The sequence below is a fragment of the Sinomicrobium pectinilyticum genome (assembly GCF_003725735.1).
Lineage (GTDB): Bacteria > Bacteroidota > Bacteroidia > Flavobacteriales > Flavobacteriaceae > Sinomicrobium > Sinomicrobium pectinilyticum.
Window position 1 is genome coordinate 1 of sequence record NZ_RJTM01000015.1, and the last position, 19,037, is coordinate 19,037.

The following is a 19,037-nucleotide window of genomic DNA, read 5'->3' on the forward strand; positions in this document are numbered from 1 at the left end:
ACACCGTTACCAACGGTCCATATGCAGAAAAACTACAATCAAAAAAATAAAAGCGATGAAAAATATCCCGGTCTTACGGACAACCAGACAATCATATATGCCGGAGAGGGCCCCGGTGGCAAGAGAAGGAACTATTATCATCCCCGATATAAGCGGATTTACCAGATTTGTGAACGAAACAGATCCGTTTACCGGGAAATACGTTACCCGGGCATTGCTTTCTTCCATTATAGACAGCAATATACTCAACCTCCGCGTATCAGAAATTGAAGGAGATGCGGTTTTGTTCTATGGATACGGAACCCCCGACGATTTGCAGTCGGTTGTAGGCCAATACGAGATCATGCTCAGCAGTTTTAACCGTAAACTGGCACAACTGGAGGCATTTATAGGTGATAATATAAACCTTTCCCTGAAACTGATAGCACATTACGGACCTGTTTCGGAATACAGTATAGGAAGGTTTAGGAAACTATACGGTAAGGCCGTAGTGCAGGCCCACCAGCTGCTTAAAAATTCCATTAAGAGCAAAACCTATGTTCTGCTTACGGAAAACCTGCTGAAAGCAATTCCCCCTGTCCTGAAAAACCCGGACATGTATGGTGTCCACGGTAAATCCGACGATATTGGTTATACCTATTATAATTACGAACCTGTTCCGGTACAGGGCATAATAGTATAATATCTTGTTAAAATCCCGTTTTCCGGCTAAGAATAGCCCGCGAATATTTTAAAAAGCCCCCTGTTTTTCTTAAATTTGAGAGGAGAGGGGGCATTTTTCTTTCCGGTCCCTTCATATAAAATGATAAGAAAAACCGCTTACTTATGCCAGCACTGAATGTAACTCAAAAACTTATTCGCTCACATCTCGTCCAGGGAGAACTTATCCCGGGTACGGAAATCGGGCTGAAAATAGACCAGGCCCTTATGCAGGACGCTACGGGGACCCTGGTGCAACTGGAACTCGAAGCCATGAAACTGAAGCGTGCGCGGACCGAGGTGGCCGTACAGTATGTAGACCACAATCTTTTACAGACGGATTTTAAAAATGCGGACGACCATCTTTTTCTGCATTCCGCCGCACAGAAATTCGGATTGTGGTTCAGTCGCCCCGGAAACGGGGTCAGTCATCCCGTCCATATGGAACGTTTCGGAAAACCAGGAAAAACACTGGTGGGGTCCGACAGTCATACCTGTGCCGGGGGATCACTGGGGATGCTGGCCATAGGTACCGGCGGGCTCGATGTGGCTGCAGCTATCGCAGGCCAGCCCTACTTTGTAAAAATGCCCGCAGTAATGGGGGTTAAACTCACAGGAAAATTGCCACCGTGGGTAAGTGCCAAGGATGTGATCCTGGAAATGCTCCGCCGTCACAATGTAAAAGGAGGCGTCGGTAAAATTATAGAATATTACGGGGAGGGCCTTCAACACCTTAGCGCCATGGACAGGCATGTTATTGCCAACATGGGAGCGGAACTGGGGGCGACCACCACGGTTTTTCCCAGCGACGGGGAAACCAGGCGTTTTTTGAGATCGCAGGGCAGGGAAGAGGACTGGACCGAATGGATGGCAGACGAGGGAGCACAATACGACCTGCATGACGAAATTGTCCTCGACGAACTGGTACCGCTTATAGCGCTACCCACCAGTCCCGGTAATGTGGTACCCGTACGGGAGGTAGAAGGAAAGCCTATCAGCCAGGTGGTTATCGGATCGTCAGCCAATCCGGGACTGCGGGATTTCTGGATTGCCGGTGAGATCGTGAAGGATAAATTCGTCAGCGAGGATGTGTCTTTTGATATCAATCCGACTTCAAGGCAGATCATAGAAAATATGATCGATAACCGCACTTTTGCCAATCTGATCAAAGCCGGTGCCCGTTTTCACCAGTCCGGTTGCATGGGATGCATAGGAATGGGACAGGCGCCTGCCTCTGGAACCATAAGCCTGAGGACGATGCCGAGAAATTTTCCCGACCGCTCAGGGACCAAAGACGACCAGGTACATCTGTGCAGCCCGGAAACCGCGGCCGCATCCGCGTTGACGGGAAAAATCACGGACCCGAGGGATATGGAGCAGATGTATAGTATGAGCTACCCGGAATTCAGGTCCCCCGAAAAAGAGATCATAAATACCGATATGCTGGTAGCCCCGCCCGATAACACGGAGAACATAGAACTTAAAAAGGGACCGAATATCAAATCCCTTCCGCATATACCTCCTTTGCTGGACCATTACGAAGTTCCTGTATTGTTGAAAATGGGAGATAATATTTCCACCGATGAGATCCTGAAGGCAGGGGCAGAAGTGCTTCCGTTCCGGAGCAACCTGCCGGAGATCAGCAAGTTTTCTTATATTGTTATCGATGAGACCTTTTACGACAGGGCCATGGAGAGCAGGGAGAAGTTCGGTGGCCATATTGTGGTTGCGGCCGATAATTACGCACAGGGCTCCAGCCGGGAACATGCCGCTATTGCCCCTAAATACCTCGGACAGGTAGCTGTTATAGCAAAAAGCTATGCACGGATAGCCTGGCAGAACTTGGTGAATTTCGGTATTATTCCCCTGGAGTTCCTGGATAATGACGACTATGAAAAAATAGAGCAGGGCGATATTATCCGGTTCAGTGACCTCACCGAAAAGGTGAAAAGCAGAGAAGATATAATGGTGGAAATCGGGAAAAAGAACGGAAATACGATAACCATCCCCACCAGGCATTCCATGAGTGACAGGCAGATAAGGATCCTTCTCAAAGGCGGGATCATTAACGATTTTAAGGAAAAACTGGAAGTATAGACAAATTTAATGATCTTCTGCCCCCGGCTTCGTGATTACCCGGTTGAGGCTCCTGAGGGTTATACCGAGATAATTGGCTATATCTCTCTTGGGGATCGTTTCCAGGAGCCGGGGAAACTGTTTTTTCAACCGCAGTATATTATCTTCTATGGCATATAGCTGGTTATGCGAATGCCGCAGTGCCTTGTAATGTACCTTTCTGGCAAGCGCCTTCATTATAAGCAGGTTGAAAGCAACGTCCTCACGCTGTAATTCCATGAATCTTTCTTTCGGTATTTTGTATACTTCCGCCTCCGTTACGGTTTCTACGGCACAGAAACTCAAGGTACCGTTCAGTACTTCGATTTCCCCGAACAGCTCTCCTTCGCCAAAAAACTCCTGTATAAAGTCCTTTCCGTTCTCTTCCGTCAGATAACACTTTATCATGCCCTTTTTTACGATATACACGGAAAAGACATTTTTCCCCTGTGCTATGATCTCCTCTTTCGGACCGTAGCATTCCCGAAGAATATGATCGGGCCTTGTTTTCTCTGTCTCCGTAATGTAACGAAGTAATTCCTTGTTGATGCGTATCATTTTCTCATATCGGGACAAATGTCCTTTTTTGTGATCTAAAGTAGTCTTTCCTTTGCCTCGAATTCACGGCAGAAAACCAAAGTTAATCAAAAAGCATAACCGGTATATCCGCAGGAGGCCGGAAATGTGTTTATCCGGATTCATGATAATGCAAATCCGGCAGGATGTCATCAAAATAAATCGTGAATCACCGGGTAAAACCAAACCAGATAATGTTAAAGAATTTATTTAATATGAAAGTTTTAAAAAGTTATATATCAGGTTCAAGATCCATATTTGTTTCCCGGGATCCGGTCTATAACCTGCGCTTTGCCATGCTATGCCTCAGTTCCTTGTTGTTCTCGTCCAGTTACAACATGCTGATCCCCGAACTCCCTGCTTATCTCAGCGACCTGGGCGGGGCGGGGTACAAAGGGCTTATCATATCGTTGTTTACCCTTACTGCCGGTATATCCCGCCCTTTCAGCGGCAGGCTTACCGATACTGTAGGGCGCATTCCGGTAATGATCACCGGGAGTGTGGTATGTGTGGCCTGTGGGCTTTTTTATCCTCTGCTCGGCAGTGTTTCCGGTTTTTTATTCCTGCGGTTGATCCACGGTTTTTCCACGGGTTTTACCCCTACGGCCAAATCGGCCTATGTCGCCGATATTATTCCCAGGGAGCGATGGGGCGAAGCTATGGGATTGCAGGGGCTTTGCTATAGTCTCGGGTTTGCATTGGGGCCTGCGGCCGGAAGTTTTATACGGATGTATTATTCTTTTGATATTTTGTTTTACGCTTCCTCGTTTTTTGCGCTGCTGTCTATCCTGGTCATTGTCCGTATGAAAGAGACATTACGGGATAAATCCGATTTCAGTTTAAGCGTACTCAGGATTTCCCGGAAAGATATTCTTGCGCCGGAAGTATTACCCGCGGCCGTAGTCACCTTTCTGGCTTACATTGCTTTTGGAGCTATTCTCACCCTTATTCCGGACTGGAGCACTCACCTGGGAATTGCTGCCAAAGGGAGTTTCTTTATACTTTATACCATTTCTTCTTTGCTTGTGCGCATTGTGGCCGGGAAACTTTCGGACAAATACGGAAGGCCTCCCGTTATCTGTGCCGGCTTGGTTTTCCTCGCCGTATCCCTCATGTTGATAGCTATTTCCGCCTCGTTTTCAGGTCTGATGACCGGGGCTTTTGTATACGGAATGGCCATGGGGATACTTTCTCCCGCATTAAACGCATGGACGATAGATATGAGCAATGCCCGGCAACGCGGAAAAGCCATGGCAACCATGTATATAGCCCTGGAGGCCGGAATCGGTCTCGGTGCCCTTTTTTCCGGCACGTATTACAGCGATATGCCAGGCCGTATCCCTGTAGTGATGCTGGTTGCCTCCGCCATTGTGTTCTGCGCCCTCGGGTATGTAGGGTATGTAAAATACCGCAAAAAAGGAACACGGAAGGCAGTGTAGTAAACTGCCTACAGTTAAAGTGCAAATAAATTGAGGGCAAAACTTTATCAAACAGATTGTTTGCAATAAATTTGATATTCAATATGCGAATGATTTGAAAAAGGAGAAGAAAAGAAAGTCTAGGTTTTTAAGAATAGCAGGGAGAATACTGCTCGGTTTTTTTATTTTTCTGATCCTGTTGGTCCTTTTCATCCGCAGTCCGTGGGGGCAGGACATTATCATCGGGAAAGTTACTTCCTATGTTTCCGGGAAAACCGGCACCCGGGTAGAGATCGGAAAACTTTACATTACTTTTTCAGGCGATATTACCCTCGACGGACTTTACCTGGAAGACGTTGCCGGGGATACGCTTGTCTATTCAAAAAGCCTGAAAGCCGAAATCCCCCTGGGGCCTGCCATTTTCCGCAACCGGATTGTAGTTAACCGGCTGGAATGGGACGGTTTGAAGGCCGGTATCTCACGAAAAGATTCCGTCCGGGGATTTAATTTTCAGTTTCTCATCGACGCTTTTGCCTCCGAAGACACCGCTGCCGTGAAAACTCCCGACACCTCATCTCCGGCACCGGGAATACACCTGAACAATATTCGTTTTACCGGTTTCGACCTCTCGTATAAAGATGATGTAAGCGGCATAGATACACGATTAAAGCTCGGAGAGCTCTTTTTGAGGATGAAAGAGACCGATATTGACCATATGCGTTTTCACATTGCGGATGCCGCTATCCGGGAGACGGACCTGCTCTATGTACAGAGATCACCCTTTCCTGAAAATGATAGTCCCGAAGAGGAGGAAGAAACACCCTTGCCTCATATCGTTATCGATAATTTTGATATAGAATCCCTGGTAGCCGGCTACAGGTCTGTTCCTGACGGACTGGAAGCAAAAGCGGATATAGGCAAATTTAACCTGAAACTTCCGGAAGCGGATATTGCCGGAAACTCCATTGATGTTCACCGTATACTTCTCGGAAATTCGGATATGGATGTTAAAATTATTACTAAAGGTAATGAGGCGACAGATTCGTTAAACCAGGAAGTTAGTAGTAAAGACAGTACATCCTTCGAATGGCCCGACTGGAAGGTGCGGGTGGGGGAGCTCAGGCTTGAGAACAACAATATTCGCTATACGGTAAACGGTGCCGTGCCCGGTCCGGGCCGGTTTAATGCAGATGCGATTACCCTCGAAGAGTTCTATTTTCACGGGGAAGATATTTTTCTCAGGGACAGGGCTGCCGGGCTTAGCCTGGAAACCTTTCGTTTCAGGGAAGCTTCAGGACTCGACCTGAAGGAATTTACCCTTACGGCCAGAGCCGATGACCGGGGGATGGAAATTTCCGGGCTGCAATTATTTCTGAACAACAACCGGATACGTGGTAATGCAACGGTAGAATATACCACATTAAAAGCATTTATGGAACATCCCGAAAGGGCAGGAGTAAGCCTGGACCTTCCGGATTTTATCCTGGCCCTGGAAGATGCCTTCCGTTTCCAGCCCGATCTGAGGAAGAACGAATACATGCAGGCCCTGGGAAAGAATCCGGTTAACGGTACGCTGAAAGCGAATGGCACCCTGACCACACTTAATGTCCCTGTTGCCGATGTAAATTGGGGAAAAAATACAGCTATCCGGCTCCGGGGAACACTTCGGAATGTTACGGAACCGGACAGCCTTCGTTTTGACCTTCCTGAAATCAGGTTCAATACGGTCAGGGAAGATATACGCTCCTTTGTCAGCGAAGAGGCGCTGGGAGTGAGTTTTCCCGATTCCCTTGCCCTTTCCGGAAGCACAGAAGGAAGCACCGGGGCAGTTGATGCTGTTCTCGACCTGAACACCTCGGACGGCGACATTAGCTTCACGGGGAATTTTGCCAATTCCGGGGAAAAGCCTTTTGATGCCGATGTGGAAGTAAAGGGGGTGCGCCTGGGAAAATTATTGCAAAACCCGCAGTTAGGGCCGCTGGATCTTACGGTTAAGACATCGGGCAAGCTCCGGGATGTATATACTATGGACGCCTTACTGGATGCCAATATCTCCAGGCTGGCCCTGGAGGGTTATACTATTGAAAATCTTCCCCTGGAGGGGGATATTAAAGAAGGGAAGGGAAATATAAGTTCTTCCTATAAAGACAGCAATATAGATGTGGCCCTGGAATCCATGATAGAGCTGGATTCCGTATCCCCCAGGTTTGTGGCGGATCTCAACCTGAAAGGAGCAGACCTGCATGCGCTCGGACTTACGGACCGGTCCGTCAGGGGCGCCATGAAACTTCATGCGGATTTTAAAGGGAATACCGAAAGCTTTACATTGAGCTCGGACATTACCGACGGCATTGCTGTCTACGACCAGAATTCCTATCCCCTGGGGGACATCTCCCTGAAAGCCCTTGCTGATAAGGACACGACTTCCCTGGAAGTAAAAAACAAGATGCTCGATATGGAATTGTATTCCAATATCGGCCCGGAGGGACTCGGAAAAGCACTGCAAAGACATTTCCGTTCTTTGATGTCGGACAGGGCGGATACGACAGTTACGGCTGCAGACTCACTGAAACACGCCATTCCGCCGGTGCCTGCGGAACTGAGAATAAGGGCAACGGTGAACAGCGCACCTATTCTCAGCGATGTATTTCTTACCGGGCTGAAAGAACTGGACACCATAAAAATAGATGCGGATTTCAGGGAACGGGAACGTTATTTTGCAGCGGATATTCAAATGCCCCATATAAATTACAATGGAAATGAAATAGACAGCCTTCTGTTGCGAGTGGATTCCGGAGAAGGAGAACTCACGGGACATTTTGGTTTTAAAGACCTGAAAGCCGGCCCCGTTGCCATTCAGAATACCGCCCTGGACGGCCGTGTGTCCGACCGGAAACTGTTCCTCGATTTCAATGCTTTCCACGAAGAAGAAAAACTGGTTGCCGTGCAAACGGAAATTTCGCGCAGCAACGACTCCCTCAGGGTACATATCCGCCCGGCAGAGCTCATTCTCAACAAAAGAACCTGGAATATCCCGGCTTCCAATGAAATAATGATTTACCCCGAGGCGGTACAGTTCCGCGATTTCAGTATAGAACGCAACGGGCAGCAGCTGAAGATACACAGCGAAGTACCGGGCACCGAAAGTAAAAAGGACAATATAGCCGTGGAGTTCAGTAATTTCAGGCTGGCCTCTTTTCTCAGTTATCTGAACCCGGATGAGACCCTTGCCAATGGTATACTGAACGGCAATATTATTGCCGAAGACCCCCTGGGTACACCGGGCTTTCTGGCCGACCTGAAAATGAATGAGCTGGAAGTAATGAAAGCCCCTCTCGGTACATTATCACTGGATGCACGATCTCCGGGCGGGGAAAATTACGATTTTAACCTGGCACTGAAAGGGGGCGAGATTGATATGGACATGACCGGAAGTTACGAAACGGCAGAAAGCGGGAAACTCCGGCTTAACATGGACCTGAATTCCCTGAAGACCACCCTTGCCGAAGCTTTTGCAGGAGACCAGATATCGGAGGCCGGCGGCTATGTTTCCGGAAACGTGGAAATGAGTGGCACTACGGCAGACCCGGTATATAAAGGCAATTTCAGGTTCAACGATGTCCGGTTCAGGGTGACCGCACTGAATACCTTATTCCGGCTGCCTGCGGAAACCCTCAATATAGACAACAAAGGGCTTTATCTGGACAATTTCACCATTGCGGACGAAAACAACAGCGAATTCACCATAAACGGTAATGTGCTGACCGAAGATATGCTCAATCCGTCATTCGATCTACAGCTGAGTGCGGATAACTTCAAGGCTTTGCATTCCAAAAGAGAAGACAATGATCTCTTTTTCGGTGAAGCCGTCTTTGATGTAGAAGCCGCTATAAAAGGAAATCTCCGTATACCGAAGATCGATATGAAACTGCATGTCAACCCGGAAACGGACGTAACTTATATTGTCCCCGAATCCGAACTGGAGATCGTGGAACGCGACGGGGTGGTGATTTTTGTAAACCGGGAAGACCCGGACGATATACTTACCAAAACCAGGGAAGAATCCGTTACCGTGTCCGGTTTTGAACTGAACTCGCTGATCACCATAGATGACAATGCCGTATTTAATATAATCATAAACGAGCAGACCAATGACAACCTCAGGGTTGCCGGGGGAGGCGAGCTTACTTTTAACCTGTATCCCAACGGGAGAACAACGCTGTCCGGAAAATATACCCTCAAGGAAGGACACTATGAGCTGAACCTGTACAACCTGGTAAAAAGAAAATTCGATATCATCGAAGGCAGCAGCGTTACATGGGCAGGAGATCCGCTGGATGCCGACCTGGATATCAGGGCCATGTACGAAGTAAAGGCCGCTGCCTCGCCTATAATGGCCATCCAAAATACCACTGCATCTCCCTCTGAAAGCGGTAGGTTCCGGCAGCAATTGCCTTTTATGGTCTATCTCAATATAAGCGGGGAACTCATGACCCCGCAGCTGAGTTTTGACCTGGATATGCCCGAAGACAGCCAGGGGGCCATAGGAGGGCAGGTATACAGCAGGGTACAGCAATTAAACGAGCAGGAAGACGAACTCAACAGACAGGTATTCTCCCTGCTGGTGTTCAACCGTTTCTTCCCCGAATCCGGCAGTGACGGAAGCGGGGGCGGGGCAGTGGCTGTTGCCCGTGATAACCTTAACCAGGCACTGTCCGGACAATTAAATGCCCTGTCGGATAAATTACTGGGCGAATCGGGGGTGGAACTGGATTTCGGACTGGACAGTTATACCGACTACCAGGGCAGCAGCCCCCAGGACAGGACCCAGCTGGATATTACCGCGCGAAAAAAACTGTTTGACGACCGGGTGATTATCAGTGTGGGAAGTGAAGTGGACATCCAGGGAAGCAACCAGGAACCCGGACAGGAAAACCCGCTCATCGGTAATGTCAGTATTGAATACCTGCTTACGGAAGATGGCAGGTACCGCCTGAAAGGTTTCCGTAAAAACGAATACCAGAACATAATAGACGGCCAGCTGATCGTAAACGGAATAGCCCTGATCTTTACCCGTGAGTTCAACAAGTACAGGGAACTATTCAGAAAGACCGCCAGGGAGAAACAGGAAGAGAAAGAAGCCGGCGAAAAAAAGAAACAGGAGAAGGAAAATAAGGAAAAGGAAAAAGAAACAAAGCCGGATAATGACAATAAAGGTTAAAGTTCCCGTGTTCGGATCATAAACATAAGAAGGGACGAAAAAGACAGAAAGAATACTATGGAAACAAAGGTGTTGAAAATACGGAAAAGCCCCGGACGGATTTTTGGAAAAAAGTTTCTTATGGGCCTGTGCCTGCTTGTGTTTTCTGCCTGCAGCATAAAAAAGTACATCCCGGAAGGAGAATTGCTCTACACCGGTGCCGAACTGGAGATCAATGTGCCGGATTCTTTAAAAGGCAGTATAAAAAGTATAGGGGACATCGAAACGGAACTGGAGGAAGTACTTCGCCCGGTACCCAACAACAAAACCCTGGGGGTGTACTGGGGGCTCCGGGCACATTATAAGGCTCAGAAGAAAAACCCCGGGTTCATCAACAGGTTTTTAAATAAAAAGATAGGGGAGAAACCCGTATACGCTTCCGATGTGGAAATTTCCCGGACAGAAGACATCATACGCAACCGGCTGGAAAACAGAGGCTTTTTTTACAGTGATATCATATCAAGGCTTGAAGAGAATGAAAAAAAGAAAAAGGCAAGTGCGTTTTATACCGTACAGCTTTCCGAACCGTACCGCCTGAAAAACTATATCGTTGACGAAGATTCCGTTCCGGTGATAAAGGAAATTAAAAAAAATATCCGGAAATGGATCATAAAGCCCGACATGCGGTTTGACCTGGGCGCGATGACGTCGGAAAGAGAACGGTTGGACAGGGCGGTCAAAGCTAAGGGATATTATAATTTCAGTCCCGATTTTCTTATTTTCGAGGCCGATACCAACCAGTACAAGGACAAAAAGTTTGATCTTTTTCTTCGCCTGAAAAAAGATGTCCCCGCCAGATCGACCGTTCCGTACCGCATAAGGCAGGTTACCGTATACCCGAATTACGTAGCTTTGAACGATACCATAGCCCGGGACACGTTACTGCTGAACAATAAAAACTATATTCAGCCCGGGGAGGATTTTTTCCTGCCAAAGAAACTGGACCCTTTTATCCTCATAAACAAGGACCAGTTGTACAATCCGGAGGTTTCCAGGAACACCAGCAGGAGACTTACCTCGATCGGCACGTATAAGTTTGTAAATATCCGGTATGATGAGATCGATTCCCTGGCGACGGACAGTACCCGTGCCCTTGCCGCAAATATTTTCCTGTCGCCCCTCAACAAAAGGTCTTTACGCGCGGAGTTACAGGCCGTGGTCAAATCCAATAATTTTATGGGCCCCAACCTGGCCACGACCCTTACCAACCGAAACCTGTTTAAAGGAGGCGAGATACTCAACACCACGGCGAGTGTAGGATACGAAATGCAACTGGCCGGAGGAAGTAATACCGGGCTGAACAGCCTGCAACTGGGGCTGAAGACAGACCTTATATTTCCCCGGGTCTTATCTCCTGTCCGGATCAAGGAAAACTGGTTTGAATACGCCATTCCCAAGACAAAGATCAGTGTGGGGATCGATTACCTTCGGAGAAGCAACCTGTACAGCCTGATAACGGCATCTTCGAGTTTCGGATACCTTTGGGATGCCAATCGCTATATTACTCACGAATTCAACCCCATATCCCTCAATTATGTAAACCTGGCCAATACTACGCAGGAATTTGAGGATATACTGGACCAGAATCCTTTTCTGAGAAATAGTTTTAACCAGCAGTTTATTGCGGGACTTACCTATTCCTTTACCTATAACGGTATGGTGGATCAATACAAAAAGCACCAGTTTTTCCTGAATTCCACCCTGGATATGGCAGGGAATATGCTGGACCTTTTCAGCGCTTCGGGTAACGAACGTCCCCGTAGTTTTCTGGGGCTGGAATATTCGCAGTACGCCAAACTGGATGTGGATATCCGCTACCATCTGCGGTTGGGACGTGAAAAGAAACTGGCTACACGCCTGTTTGCCGGGCTTGGCATACCGTACGGAAATTCGGAGATCATGCCGTACAGCAAACTGTTTTTTTCCGGGGGGCCGTACAGCGTAAGGGCTTTCCGCATACGGTCCCTCGGGCCGGGTACCTATAACCCGGAGCGTGACGACGACAATCAGACAACCACCTTTTTTGAACAGACAGGGAACCTGAGACTGGAATTTAATATGGAATACCGCTTCCCGATCATTTCATACCTCAAGGGAGCCCTGTTTGTCGATGCCGGGAACGTATGGAATACTACCGAAAATGATTCTTTATCGGGAGGCGGGGGAAAATTCACAGGCAATTTCATGAAAGAACTGGGTATAGGTGGCGGGGCCGGGCTTCGTGTAGACGTTCAGGGGTTTGTAATACGCCTTGATCTTGCCGCCCCGTGGCATAAGCCCTGGCTGTCGGAAGGAGAGCGGTGGGACTTCGGCTTTAAAGATCCCATACTCAATTTTGCCATAGGATACCCGTTCTGACCTGTCTTTTCAAATATAATAAACACATAACCGCAAATACTATAAACCTCATGTCTACAGAACAAACACAGCAACTGGTACAACAATTCCTGCAAGCCCTAACACAGCGCAAACTCCCTGAACTTCTTGAACTCTTTGCAGATAGGGTGGACTGGCATATTCCCGGAAATGCACAACTGGCTCCCTGGCTCGGCAGGAGGGAATCAAAACAGGAGATCGAGGATTTTTTTGTGCTTTTATGGGAAAATACCGAACCGGTCAATGCCCGGCTGCACCATATTATCGCAGAAGAAAACTTTGCCGTTGTTATCGGTGATTTTTCCACTAAAATGCTGAAAACGGGAAAAATTGTGGACTCCGTTTTTTCGATACATATTACCGCTGAGAATAATAAAATAGTCCGGTATTGTTTACAGGAAGATAGTTATGCGGTAGCGGAAGCCCTGTCGGCAGGGTAATTCCGGTGTAAGATGCCTGAAGCAAACAGGCTGTTTTCCGCACGGAAAACAGCCTGTTTGAGTTATACGGGATTTTTACAGGTCCCTATTTCCGGTTCTCCAGCCATTTTCTGGCATTCACGAAACCTTCTATCCACGGAGTAACCGTATCTTTTCTGTCTTTAGGGTAATGGGCCCAGTTCCACGGGAAGATGGAACGCTCAAAATGAGGCATGGTCACCAGGTGCCGCCCGTCATCAGAAACCATCATCGCCGTATTGAAGTCCGATCCGTTGGGACTGGACGGGTATCCTTCGTAAGCGTATTTTGCTACGATGTTATACCTGGATTCTTCATAAGGAAAAGAGAATTTACCTTCTCCGTGTGCAGACCAGATACCCAGTTTTGTTCCGGCCAGGGAGCCCAGCATTACCGAATGGTTGGGCTGTATTTCCACAGCGGAGAATGTGCACTCGAACTTGTGTGATGCATTGTGCAGCATTTTCGGTTTTTCCTCGTGATCCGGGTTTATAAGCCCCAGTTCGATAAACAGCTGGCAACCGTTGCACACGCCGAGAGAAAGGGTGTCTTCCCTGTTAAAGAAATTCTCCAGGGCCTTACGGGCCTTGTCGTTGTACAGGAAAGCTCCGGCCCACCCTTTGGCAGAGCCCAGTACGTCCGAATTGGAAAACCCTCCGACAGCGCCGATGAACTGAATATCTTCCAGTGTTTCGCGCCCGGAGATAAGGTCGGTCATATGTACGTCCTTTACGTCAAACCCGGCCATATACATGGCATTGGCCATTTCCCGCTCGGAATTACTTCCTTTTTCCCGGAGAATGGCCGCTTTTGGGCGGACCGTACCCGGCAGAGCGGGTTTTTTTCCTTCGAAAGCCGAAGGGAAACTGTATTTGAGCGGCTGTTTCTTATAATTGTCAAAACGTTCCTGTGCCCTGACTTCCCCGCTCTGCCTTTTATCCAGCAGGAAAGAAGTCCTGTACCACGTATCGCGGAGGTCGCTGATACCGAACGAAAAATTGTCATTTCCGTTCTTCAGCTGCAGGCGGTCTCCCTCCACAACTTCACCGATACGGAAAAATTCGATATTATTTTCCGCAAGCACACGTTCTGCTTCGGGGGAAGTGGCCTGGAATACGATACCGATATTTTCATTGAACAAGGCTTTTACGGAATCGGGTTCCCCGAGAACGGAAAGGTCTATATGTGCCCCCAGGTCAATGTCCGCGAAGCACATTTCCAGCAGGGTGGTAATAAGCCCGCCGCTTCCCACGTCATGGCCGGCTGCGATTTTCCCGTCCCTGATCAGTTTCTGTATGGTATTAAAGGTATTCTTAAAATATGCCGCATCCCGGATCGTGGGGGCTTCCGAACCTATCTTATTGCATACCTGTGCAAAAGACGATCCGCCAAGCTTAAAGCTATCGCCGGAAAGGTTAATATAGTAAATGCTACCGCTGTTTCTTTGTAAAACCGGTTCTACCACCGCGGTAATATCGTTACAGTTACCTGCGGCGGAGATGATTACGGTTCCGGGGGCGATAACTTCGTCATCCGGATACTTCTGCTTCATGGAAAGCGAATCTTTCCCCGTAGGGATGTTTATCCCCAGGGCTATGGCAAAATCAGAGCATCCCCGTACCGCTTCGTACAAACGGGCGTCCTCTCCTTCATTTTTGCAAGGCCACATCCAGTTGGCAGAGAGGGAAACACTTTGCAGGCCATCTTTGAGCGGGGCCCATATGATATTGGTCAATGCCTCGGCTATACTGTTGCGGCTTCCGGCCACCGGGTCGATCAGCGCCGAAACAGGGGAGTGCCCTATGGAAGTGGCAATCCCTTCTTTGCCCTGGTAATCCAGTGCCATTACCCCGCAGTTATTAAGCGGCAGTTGCAGGGGGCCTGCACATTGCTGTTTTGCCACACGGCCGCTGACACAGCGGTCTACCTTGTTCGTAAGCCAGTCTTTACAGGCTACGGCTTCCAGTTGCAGTACCTGTTTCAGGTAGTCTTCTGTTAAGCCTGTTTTATATTCCGGGTCCGTATAGATTGCCGGAACCGTTTTGTCTTTCATGATGGTCTTCGGAGAACTTCCGAACATATCGGCAAGGTCCAGGTCCATCGGTTTTTGCCCGTCGGAGGAAGACTGGAAAGTAAAGCGGTGATCTCCGGTAACGTCCCCCACCTGGTACATGGGAGAGCGTTCTCTTTCCGCAATGCGTTGCAGGGTGCCCGCATCTTTTTCCCCGATAACCAATCCCATGCGTTCCTGCGATTCGTTTCCGATGATCTCTTTGGCCGAAAGGGTAGGGTCGCCTATAGGCAATTTGTCCAGGTCTATTTTCCCCCCGGTTTCCTCTACCAGTTCCGAAAGGCAGTTCAGGTGCCCCCCGGCACCGTGGTCATGGATGGAGACGATGGAATTGTTTTCACTCTCCACCATGCCCCGTACGGCATTGGCGGCCCTTTTCTGCATTTCCGGGTTGGAACGCTGAATGGCATTCAGTTCTATTCCGCTGCTGAATTCTCCCGTATCCGCAGAGGATACTGCGGCTCCTCCCATACCTATACGGTAATTGTCACCACCGAGAATCACTATTTTATCACCTTTTTTAGGCGTCTGTTTCCTGGACTGGCTCGCTTTTCCGTAACCGATACCCCCGGCAAGCATTATGACTTTATCATACCCGAGTTTCCTCGCATCTGTTCCGGTTGTTTCCCGGTGTTCGAACGTAAGAAGGGAGCCTGCAATGAGCGGCTGTCCGAATTTATTGCCGAAATCAGAAGCCCCGTTGGATGCTTTGATAAGGATATCCATAGGCGTTTGGTAGAGCCATTTGCGCTCCGGCATTCCCTTTTCCCACGGGCGGTCGTCTTCCAGTCGCGAATAAGAAGTCATATACACGGCAGTACCTGCAAGGGGCAGAGATCCCTGTCCGCCTGCCAGGCGGTCCCGTATTTCCCCGCCCGATCCGGTAGCCGCACCGTTGAACGGCTCTACCGTAGTAGGAAAATTATGCGTCTCCGCTTTCAGCGAAATAACGGAGTCAAAATCGCTCACCCGGTAAAAATCGGGTTTGTCCGCACTTGCGGGAGCGAACTGTTGTATGCGGGGCCCTTTGACAAAGGCCACATTGTCTTTGTAAGCGGAAACAATATCGTTGGGGTTCTCTTCGGAAGTCTTTTTAATAAGTTTGAAGAGCGATACCGGTTTTTCCTCTCCGTCTATAACGAAAGTACCATTGAATATCTTATGGCGGCAGTGCTCCGAGTTCACCTGGGAAAAACCGAACACTTCCGAGTCCGTAAGCTTTCTGCCCAGTTTTCCGGACAGTTTTACAAGGTACCCGACCTCTTCTTCGCTTAAGGCCAGCCCTTCCTCCCGGTTATAAGCGGCGATATCATCTATCTCCCTGACAGGTTCGGGCTGTATGTGAATGGTAAATATATCCTGGTTCAGCCCGTTGTACTTCTGCGAAAGCATCGGGTCGAAGTCCGTAAAGTTTTCCGTTACGCCGAGGAATTCCTCGATCCTTATAATACCGGAAATGCCCATGTTCTGGGTGATCTCTACGGCGTTGGTACTCCAGGGGGTGACCATGGTAGCGCGGGGGCCAACAAAAAAGGCGTCGAGAGACGCCGCTTCCAGGTTGGGCTCGCCGCCAAACAACCATGTCAGTTTTAAATTATCTTCCCTGGTGAGTTCTTTACTGGTCTGAACCGCAAAAACTTTCTGTTCTGGGTTTCCGAAGAAAAGGATCATCATGTTGTTGAATTAGTCCTGTTTTATACTGGTATTTGTAGTGTCTTTATCAGAAGGTGCAAAGTTAATTAATTATTTAAAATGTTCTCTCTTGTAAGAGGATTAAATTTAGACCGGAAGTCCTCATCTCAACAATCCTTTTTCCAGGTATTTACGGAATAAAACAGGGGCGTCTATCCAGCTGTTATGCCCGGCACGGGGAATAATATGCAGTTTTATTTTCCGGTAGTCTTTCAAAAGTTGCCCGAGTTTTTCGCCGTTAAAATCAAAAAAGTCATAGGTCCCGTTAATAACGGTAGTTTTGGTGTTTTTATCCATAATCTGCCTGTAGTCGTATTTCCAGTTGACGGTTTCGGACATAACCGAAGCAGCGGGATTGTAATAGGCCCTACCGCCTTTTAAAAGATTGTATTTTTTAACGTCATATATATTTACCGCCGCAAAATTTATCCTCCAGTATTCCGTAAGGTCTTTATGTGATAATGGGGAGTTTACAATGTCATCGACAGATCGTAAAGTGTCCACCCCCTTATCTTTATAAGGCTGCTTTAGCCGGAGGACCTCTTTCCGGTTTAAAAGAAATTTCACCTGTTTTTCATACCGTTCGGAAAAAACACTTTTTACACTGTCCGATTTGGGCATTACAATACCGGTCAGAACCAGGTTATCAACGAGATCCGGGTACTGCCTGGCGAGCTCCATCCCAACCAGTGTCCCCATAGAATGACACAGGAGTTTTACCTTTTTCATTTTCAAGGCCTGTGTCAGGTCATACAGGTCCCTGACATTTTCCTGAAAAGAAAGATTTTCTTTTTTTGCGGGGGAGAGTAAAGACCCTCTCTGGTCATACAATATGAAATGGAATTTATCCTCCAGGCCTTTTATAGCATCTGCCATATAGTGGTGACTGGCCCCGAAACCACCGTGGACCACAATAACGGTATCTTTGCCGGACAGGATTTCCTTTACAAAGATTTCCACATCGTTCTTTTGTAGGTACCACTCTGTGTATTTTTCATCCTGGGCGTATAATAACCCGGCCTGTAAAAGAACAAACCATGCGAAGAGGAATAGTTTCTGCATTTTTTTTATTCAAAAGACGATCCGGAATGCAGATTGTTACACTTTCGGTCACTGCCTTTCTTCCTTATGCCGTTTGACTGTTTTTTTACTTAGTCAAGCATTAAAAATAGAATGCCCTATTGATTTTACTGGTATTCCGGGTGATTTTTGGTTGAAAAAGGTATTCCAAATGACCATATATCAGTAAATTACGGAGTAAAACCTTGTCAAATGCGGGCAAAATACAAAGTTATATCCCAGCTTATTTTTTTAGCCCCGACCTTAGCCGAGCAGCTGAATCCCCGACATTCGCTCTATCATGTGAGTGTCGATAGCACCACCCAGGAAAAGAACATCACGCATCCTACCGATGCCAAGCTGCACAAAAAGATTGTTGATCAATGTGTGAAAAAGGCAAAAAAAGGGAAGAATTGTTTTGCGTAGGAGCTATAAACACACATCCAAACAACTCCTTCGGGACACTTACCACGGCACTCATCCCAAACGTCGAAAGAAAGCCGATGCTGCTAAACGGAAACTCAAGACCATTGCAGGGCGCCTGATTAGGGAGTTAGCACGTAAACTTCCACCAGGGGACTTTACCCGGGAACTGGAACTCTTAAAAAAGGTATTAGCACAGAAGAAAGGCAGTAAGGATAAGATTTGTACCCTGCACGAACCACAAGTTTACTGTATAAGCAAGGGCTAGCTAAGCCTCGATTAAAAAGAGATACCACCTATCAGAGACGGAAAAAACGTAAACATCATCGCAGAAGAGCCGCCATAGAACCCGTTATCGGGCATCTCAAAACAGACCATAGGGTAGCGAGAAACTTCTTGAAAGGACAAGTGAGCAATAGTATAAACTTTATCATGGCTGCCGCCGGGTTTAATTTCAAGAAACTGATAGTAAAACTCCAACAGGCTAAACGGTGGCTCTGTTCGCAAATCCATCTGGTCAATACACAGAGATATTCTCCATAGATATAACCGAATTCAGAATAATGACTAAACCACTCTGCACTGAAAGGTGCAGAGGTTTTCTTTACCGGGGACTAAAAGTCCCCCTTTTTAGAAAGCAATAAAATCACCAAGTTATTAGGTGGATTGAGTTATTAAGTTATTTGGTCAACACACAATAACTCAATAACCTGGATTATAATTTTTTCGCACTACTAAAGTACTGCAATAAAATTGCAGGGTTTGACACCCTAAACTGAGACCAATCAACTACCTCGGGGCAAGCCCGATAATCCCGATGTATATCGGGATCGGGACACGAGGTATTCAAACGAGCCAAACCTTAGCTCATTTCGATGCAGAGCATCGGG

The 19,037-nt window shown here is 47.8% G+C and carries 11 protein-coding genes; 8 read left to right on the plus strand and 3 right to left on the minus strand.

Annotated features, from left to right (window positions below):
- Together ED312_RS03495 and ED312_RS03500 are read left to right on the plus strand one after the other, a co-directional pair.
- The coding region (locus ED312_RS03495; RefSeq protein ID WP_206363200.1) for a DUF2652 domain-containing protein at positions 1–682 on the plus strand (682 nt) is incomplete at its 5' end.
- Positions 683–825: 143 nt separating this feature from the next.
- Positions 826–2,796, plus strand: a complete 1,971-nt coding sequence (locus ED312_RS03500; RefSeq protein ID WP_123214626.1) for an aconitate hydratase — start codon at positions 826–828, stop codon at positions 2,794–2,796.
- Positions 2,797–2,802: 6 nt separating this feature from the next.
- Here the strand turns inward: ED312_RS03500 and ED312_RS03505 are convergent, their stop codons facing one another.
- A complete protein-coding gene (locus ED312_RS03505; protein ID WP_148044203.1) occupies positions 2,803–3,390 on the minus strand; it encodes a Crp/Fnr family transcriptional regulator in 588 nt (195 codons plus the stop codon).
- 215 nt (positions 3,391–3,605) lie between these two features.
- Here ED312_RS03505 and ED312_RS03510 point away from each other — a divergent pair, with 215 nt between their 5' ends.
- The 4 genes from ED312_RS03510 (at position 3,606) to ED312_RS03525 (ending at position 12,884) form a co-directional block, all read left to right on the plus strand.
- Positions 3,606–4,829 carry an MFS transporter gene (locus tag ED312_RS03510; protein WP_123214628.1) on the plus strand — a complete coding sequence of 408 codons (1,224 nt, stop codon included), beginning with the start codon at positions 3,606–3,608 and terminating at the stop codon, positions 4,827–4,829.
- A gap of 94 nt (positions 4,830–4,923) precedes the next feature.
- Positions 4,924–10,029, plus strand: coding sequence for a translocation/assembly module TamB domain-containing protein (locus ED312_RS03515; RefSeq protein WP_123214629.1), 5,106 nt, complete (start codon positions 4,924–4,926; stop codon positions 10,027–10,029).
- A gap of 120 nt (positions 10,030–10,149) precedes the next feature.
- The gene (gene tamL / locus ED312_RS03520) at positions 10,150–12,426 is read left to right on the plus strand and encodes a translocation and assembly module lipoprotein TamL (protein WP_123214634.1); all 2,277 of its coding nucleotides are present in this window, start codon (positions 10,150–10,152) and stop codon (positions 12,424–12,426) included.
- Between the two features lie 50 nt (positions 12,427–12,476).
- Positions 12,477–12,884: a nuclear transport factor 2 family protein gene (locus ED312_RS03525; protein WP_123214630.1), complete on the plus strand. Its 408-nt coding sequence runs from the start codon at positions 12,477–12,479 to the stop codon at positions 12,882–12,884.
- An 85-nt stretch (positions 12,885–12,969) separates the two neighbouring features.
- On the opposite strand, the gene purL is transcribed toward ED312_RS03525, so the two are convergent.
- The gene (gene purL, locus ED312_RS03530) at positions 12,970–16,644 is read right to left on the minus strand and encodes a phosphoribosylformylglycinamidine synthase (protein ID WP_123214635.1); all 3,675 of its coding nucleotides are present in this window, start codon (positions 16,642–16,644) and stop codon (positions 12,970–12,972) included.
- 123 nt (positions 16,645–16,767) lie between these two features.
- A complete protein-coding gene (locus ED312_RS03535; RefSeq protein WP_123214631.1) occupies positions 16,768–17,727 on the minus strand; it encodes an alpha/beta fold hydrolase in 960 nt (319 codons plus the stop codon).
- A gap of 210 nt (positions 17,728–17,937) precedes the next feature.
- Here ED312_RS03535 and ED312_RS03540 point away from each other — a divergent pair, with 210 nt between their 5' ends.
- Complete coding sequence (locus ED312_RS03540) at positions 17,938–18,150, plus strand: hypothetical protein (protein WP_123214632.1); 213 nt, start codon at positions 17,938–17,940, stop codon at positions 18,148–18,150.
- Between the two features lie 219 nt (positions 18,151–18,369).
- Entirely contained in the window at positions 18,370–18,690 is a 321-nt protein-coding gene (locus tag ED312_RS24465; protein WP_123214633.1) for a transposase, read from the plus strand.
- Positions 18,691–19,037 lie beyond the last annotated feature (347 nt).

What these genes read in the sequence shown, in the direction of transcription:
- purL (WP_123214635.1), bottom strand. Translation starts at nt 16,644, where the DNA reads ATGATCCTTTTCTTCGGAAACCCAGAACAGAAAGTTTTTGCGGTTCAG.
- ED312_RS03525 (WP_123214630.1), top strand. Translation starts at nt 12,477, where the DNA reads ATGTCTACAGAACAAACACAGCAACTGGTACAACAATTCCTGCAAGCC.
- tamL (WP_123214634.1), top strand. Translation starts at nt 10,150, where the DNA reads ATGGGCCTGTGCCTGCTTGTGTTTTCTGCCTGCAGCATAAAAAAGTAC.
- ED312_RS03540 (WP_123214632.1), top strand. Translation starts at nt 17,938, where the DNA reads ATGCGGGCAAAATACAAAGTTATATCCCAGCTTATTTTTTTAGCCCCG.
- ED312_RS03535 (WP_123214631.1), bottom strand. Translation starts at nt 17,727, where the DNA reads ATGCAGAAACTATTCCTCTTCGCATGGTTTGTTCTTTTACAGGCCGGG.
- ED312_RS03510 (WP_123214628.1), top strand. Translation starts at nt 3,606, where the DNA reads ATGAAAGTTTTAAAAAGTTATATATCAGGTTCAAGATCCATATTTGTT.
- ED312_RS03500 (WP_123214626.1), top strand. Translation starts at nt 826, where the DNA reads ATGCCAGCACTGAATGTAACTCAAAAACTTATTCGCTCACATCTCGTC.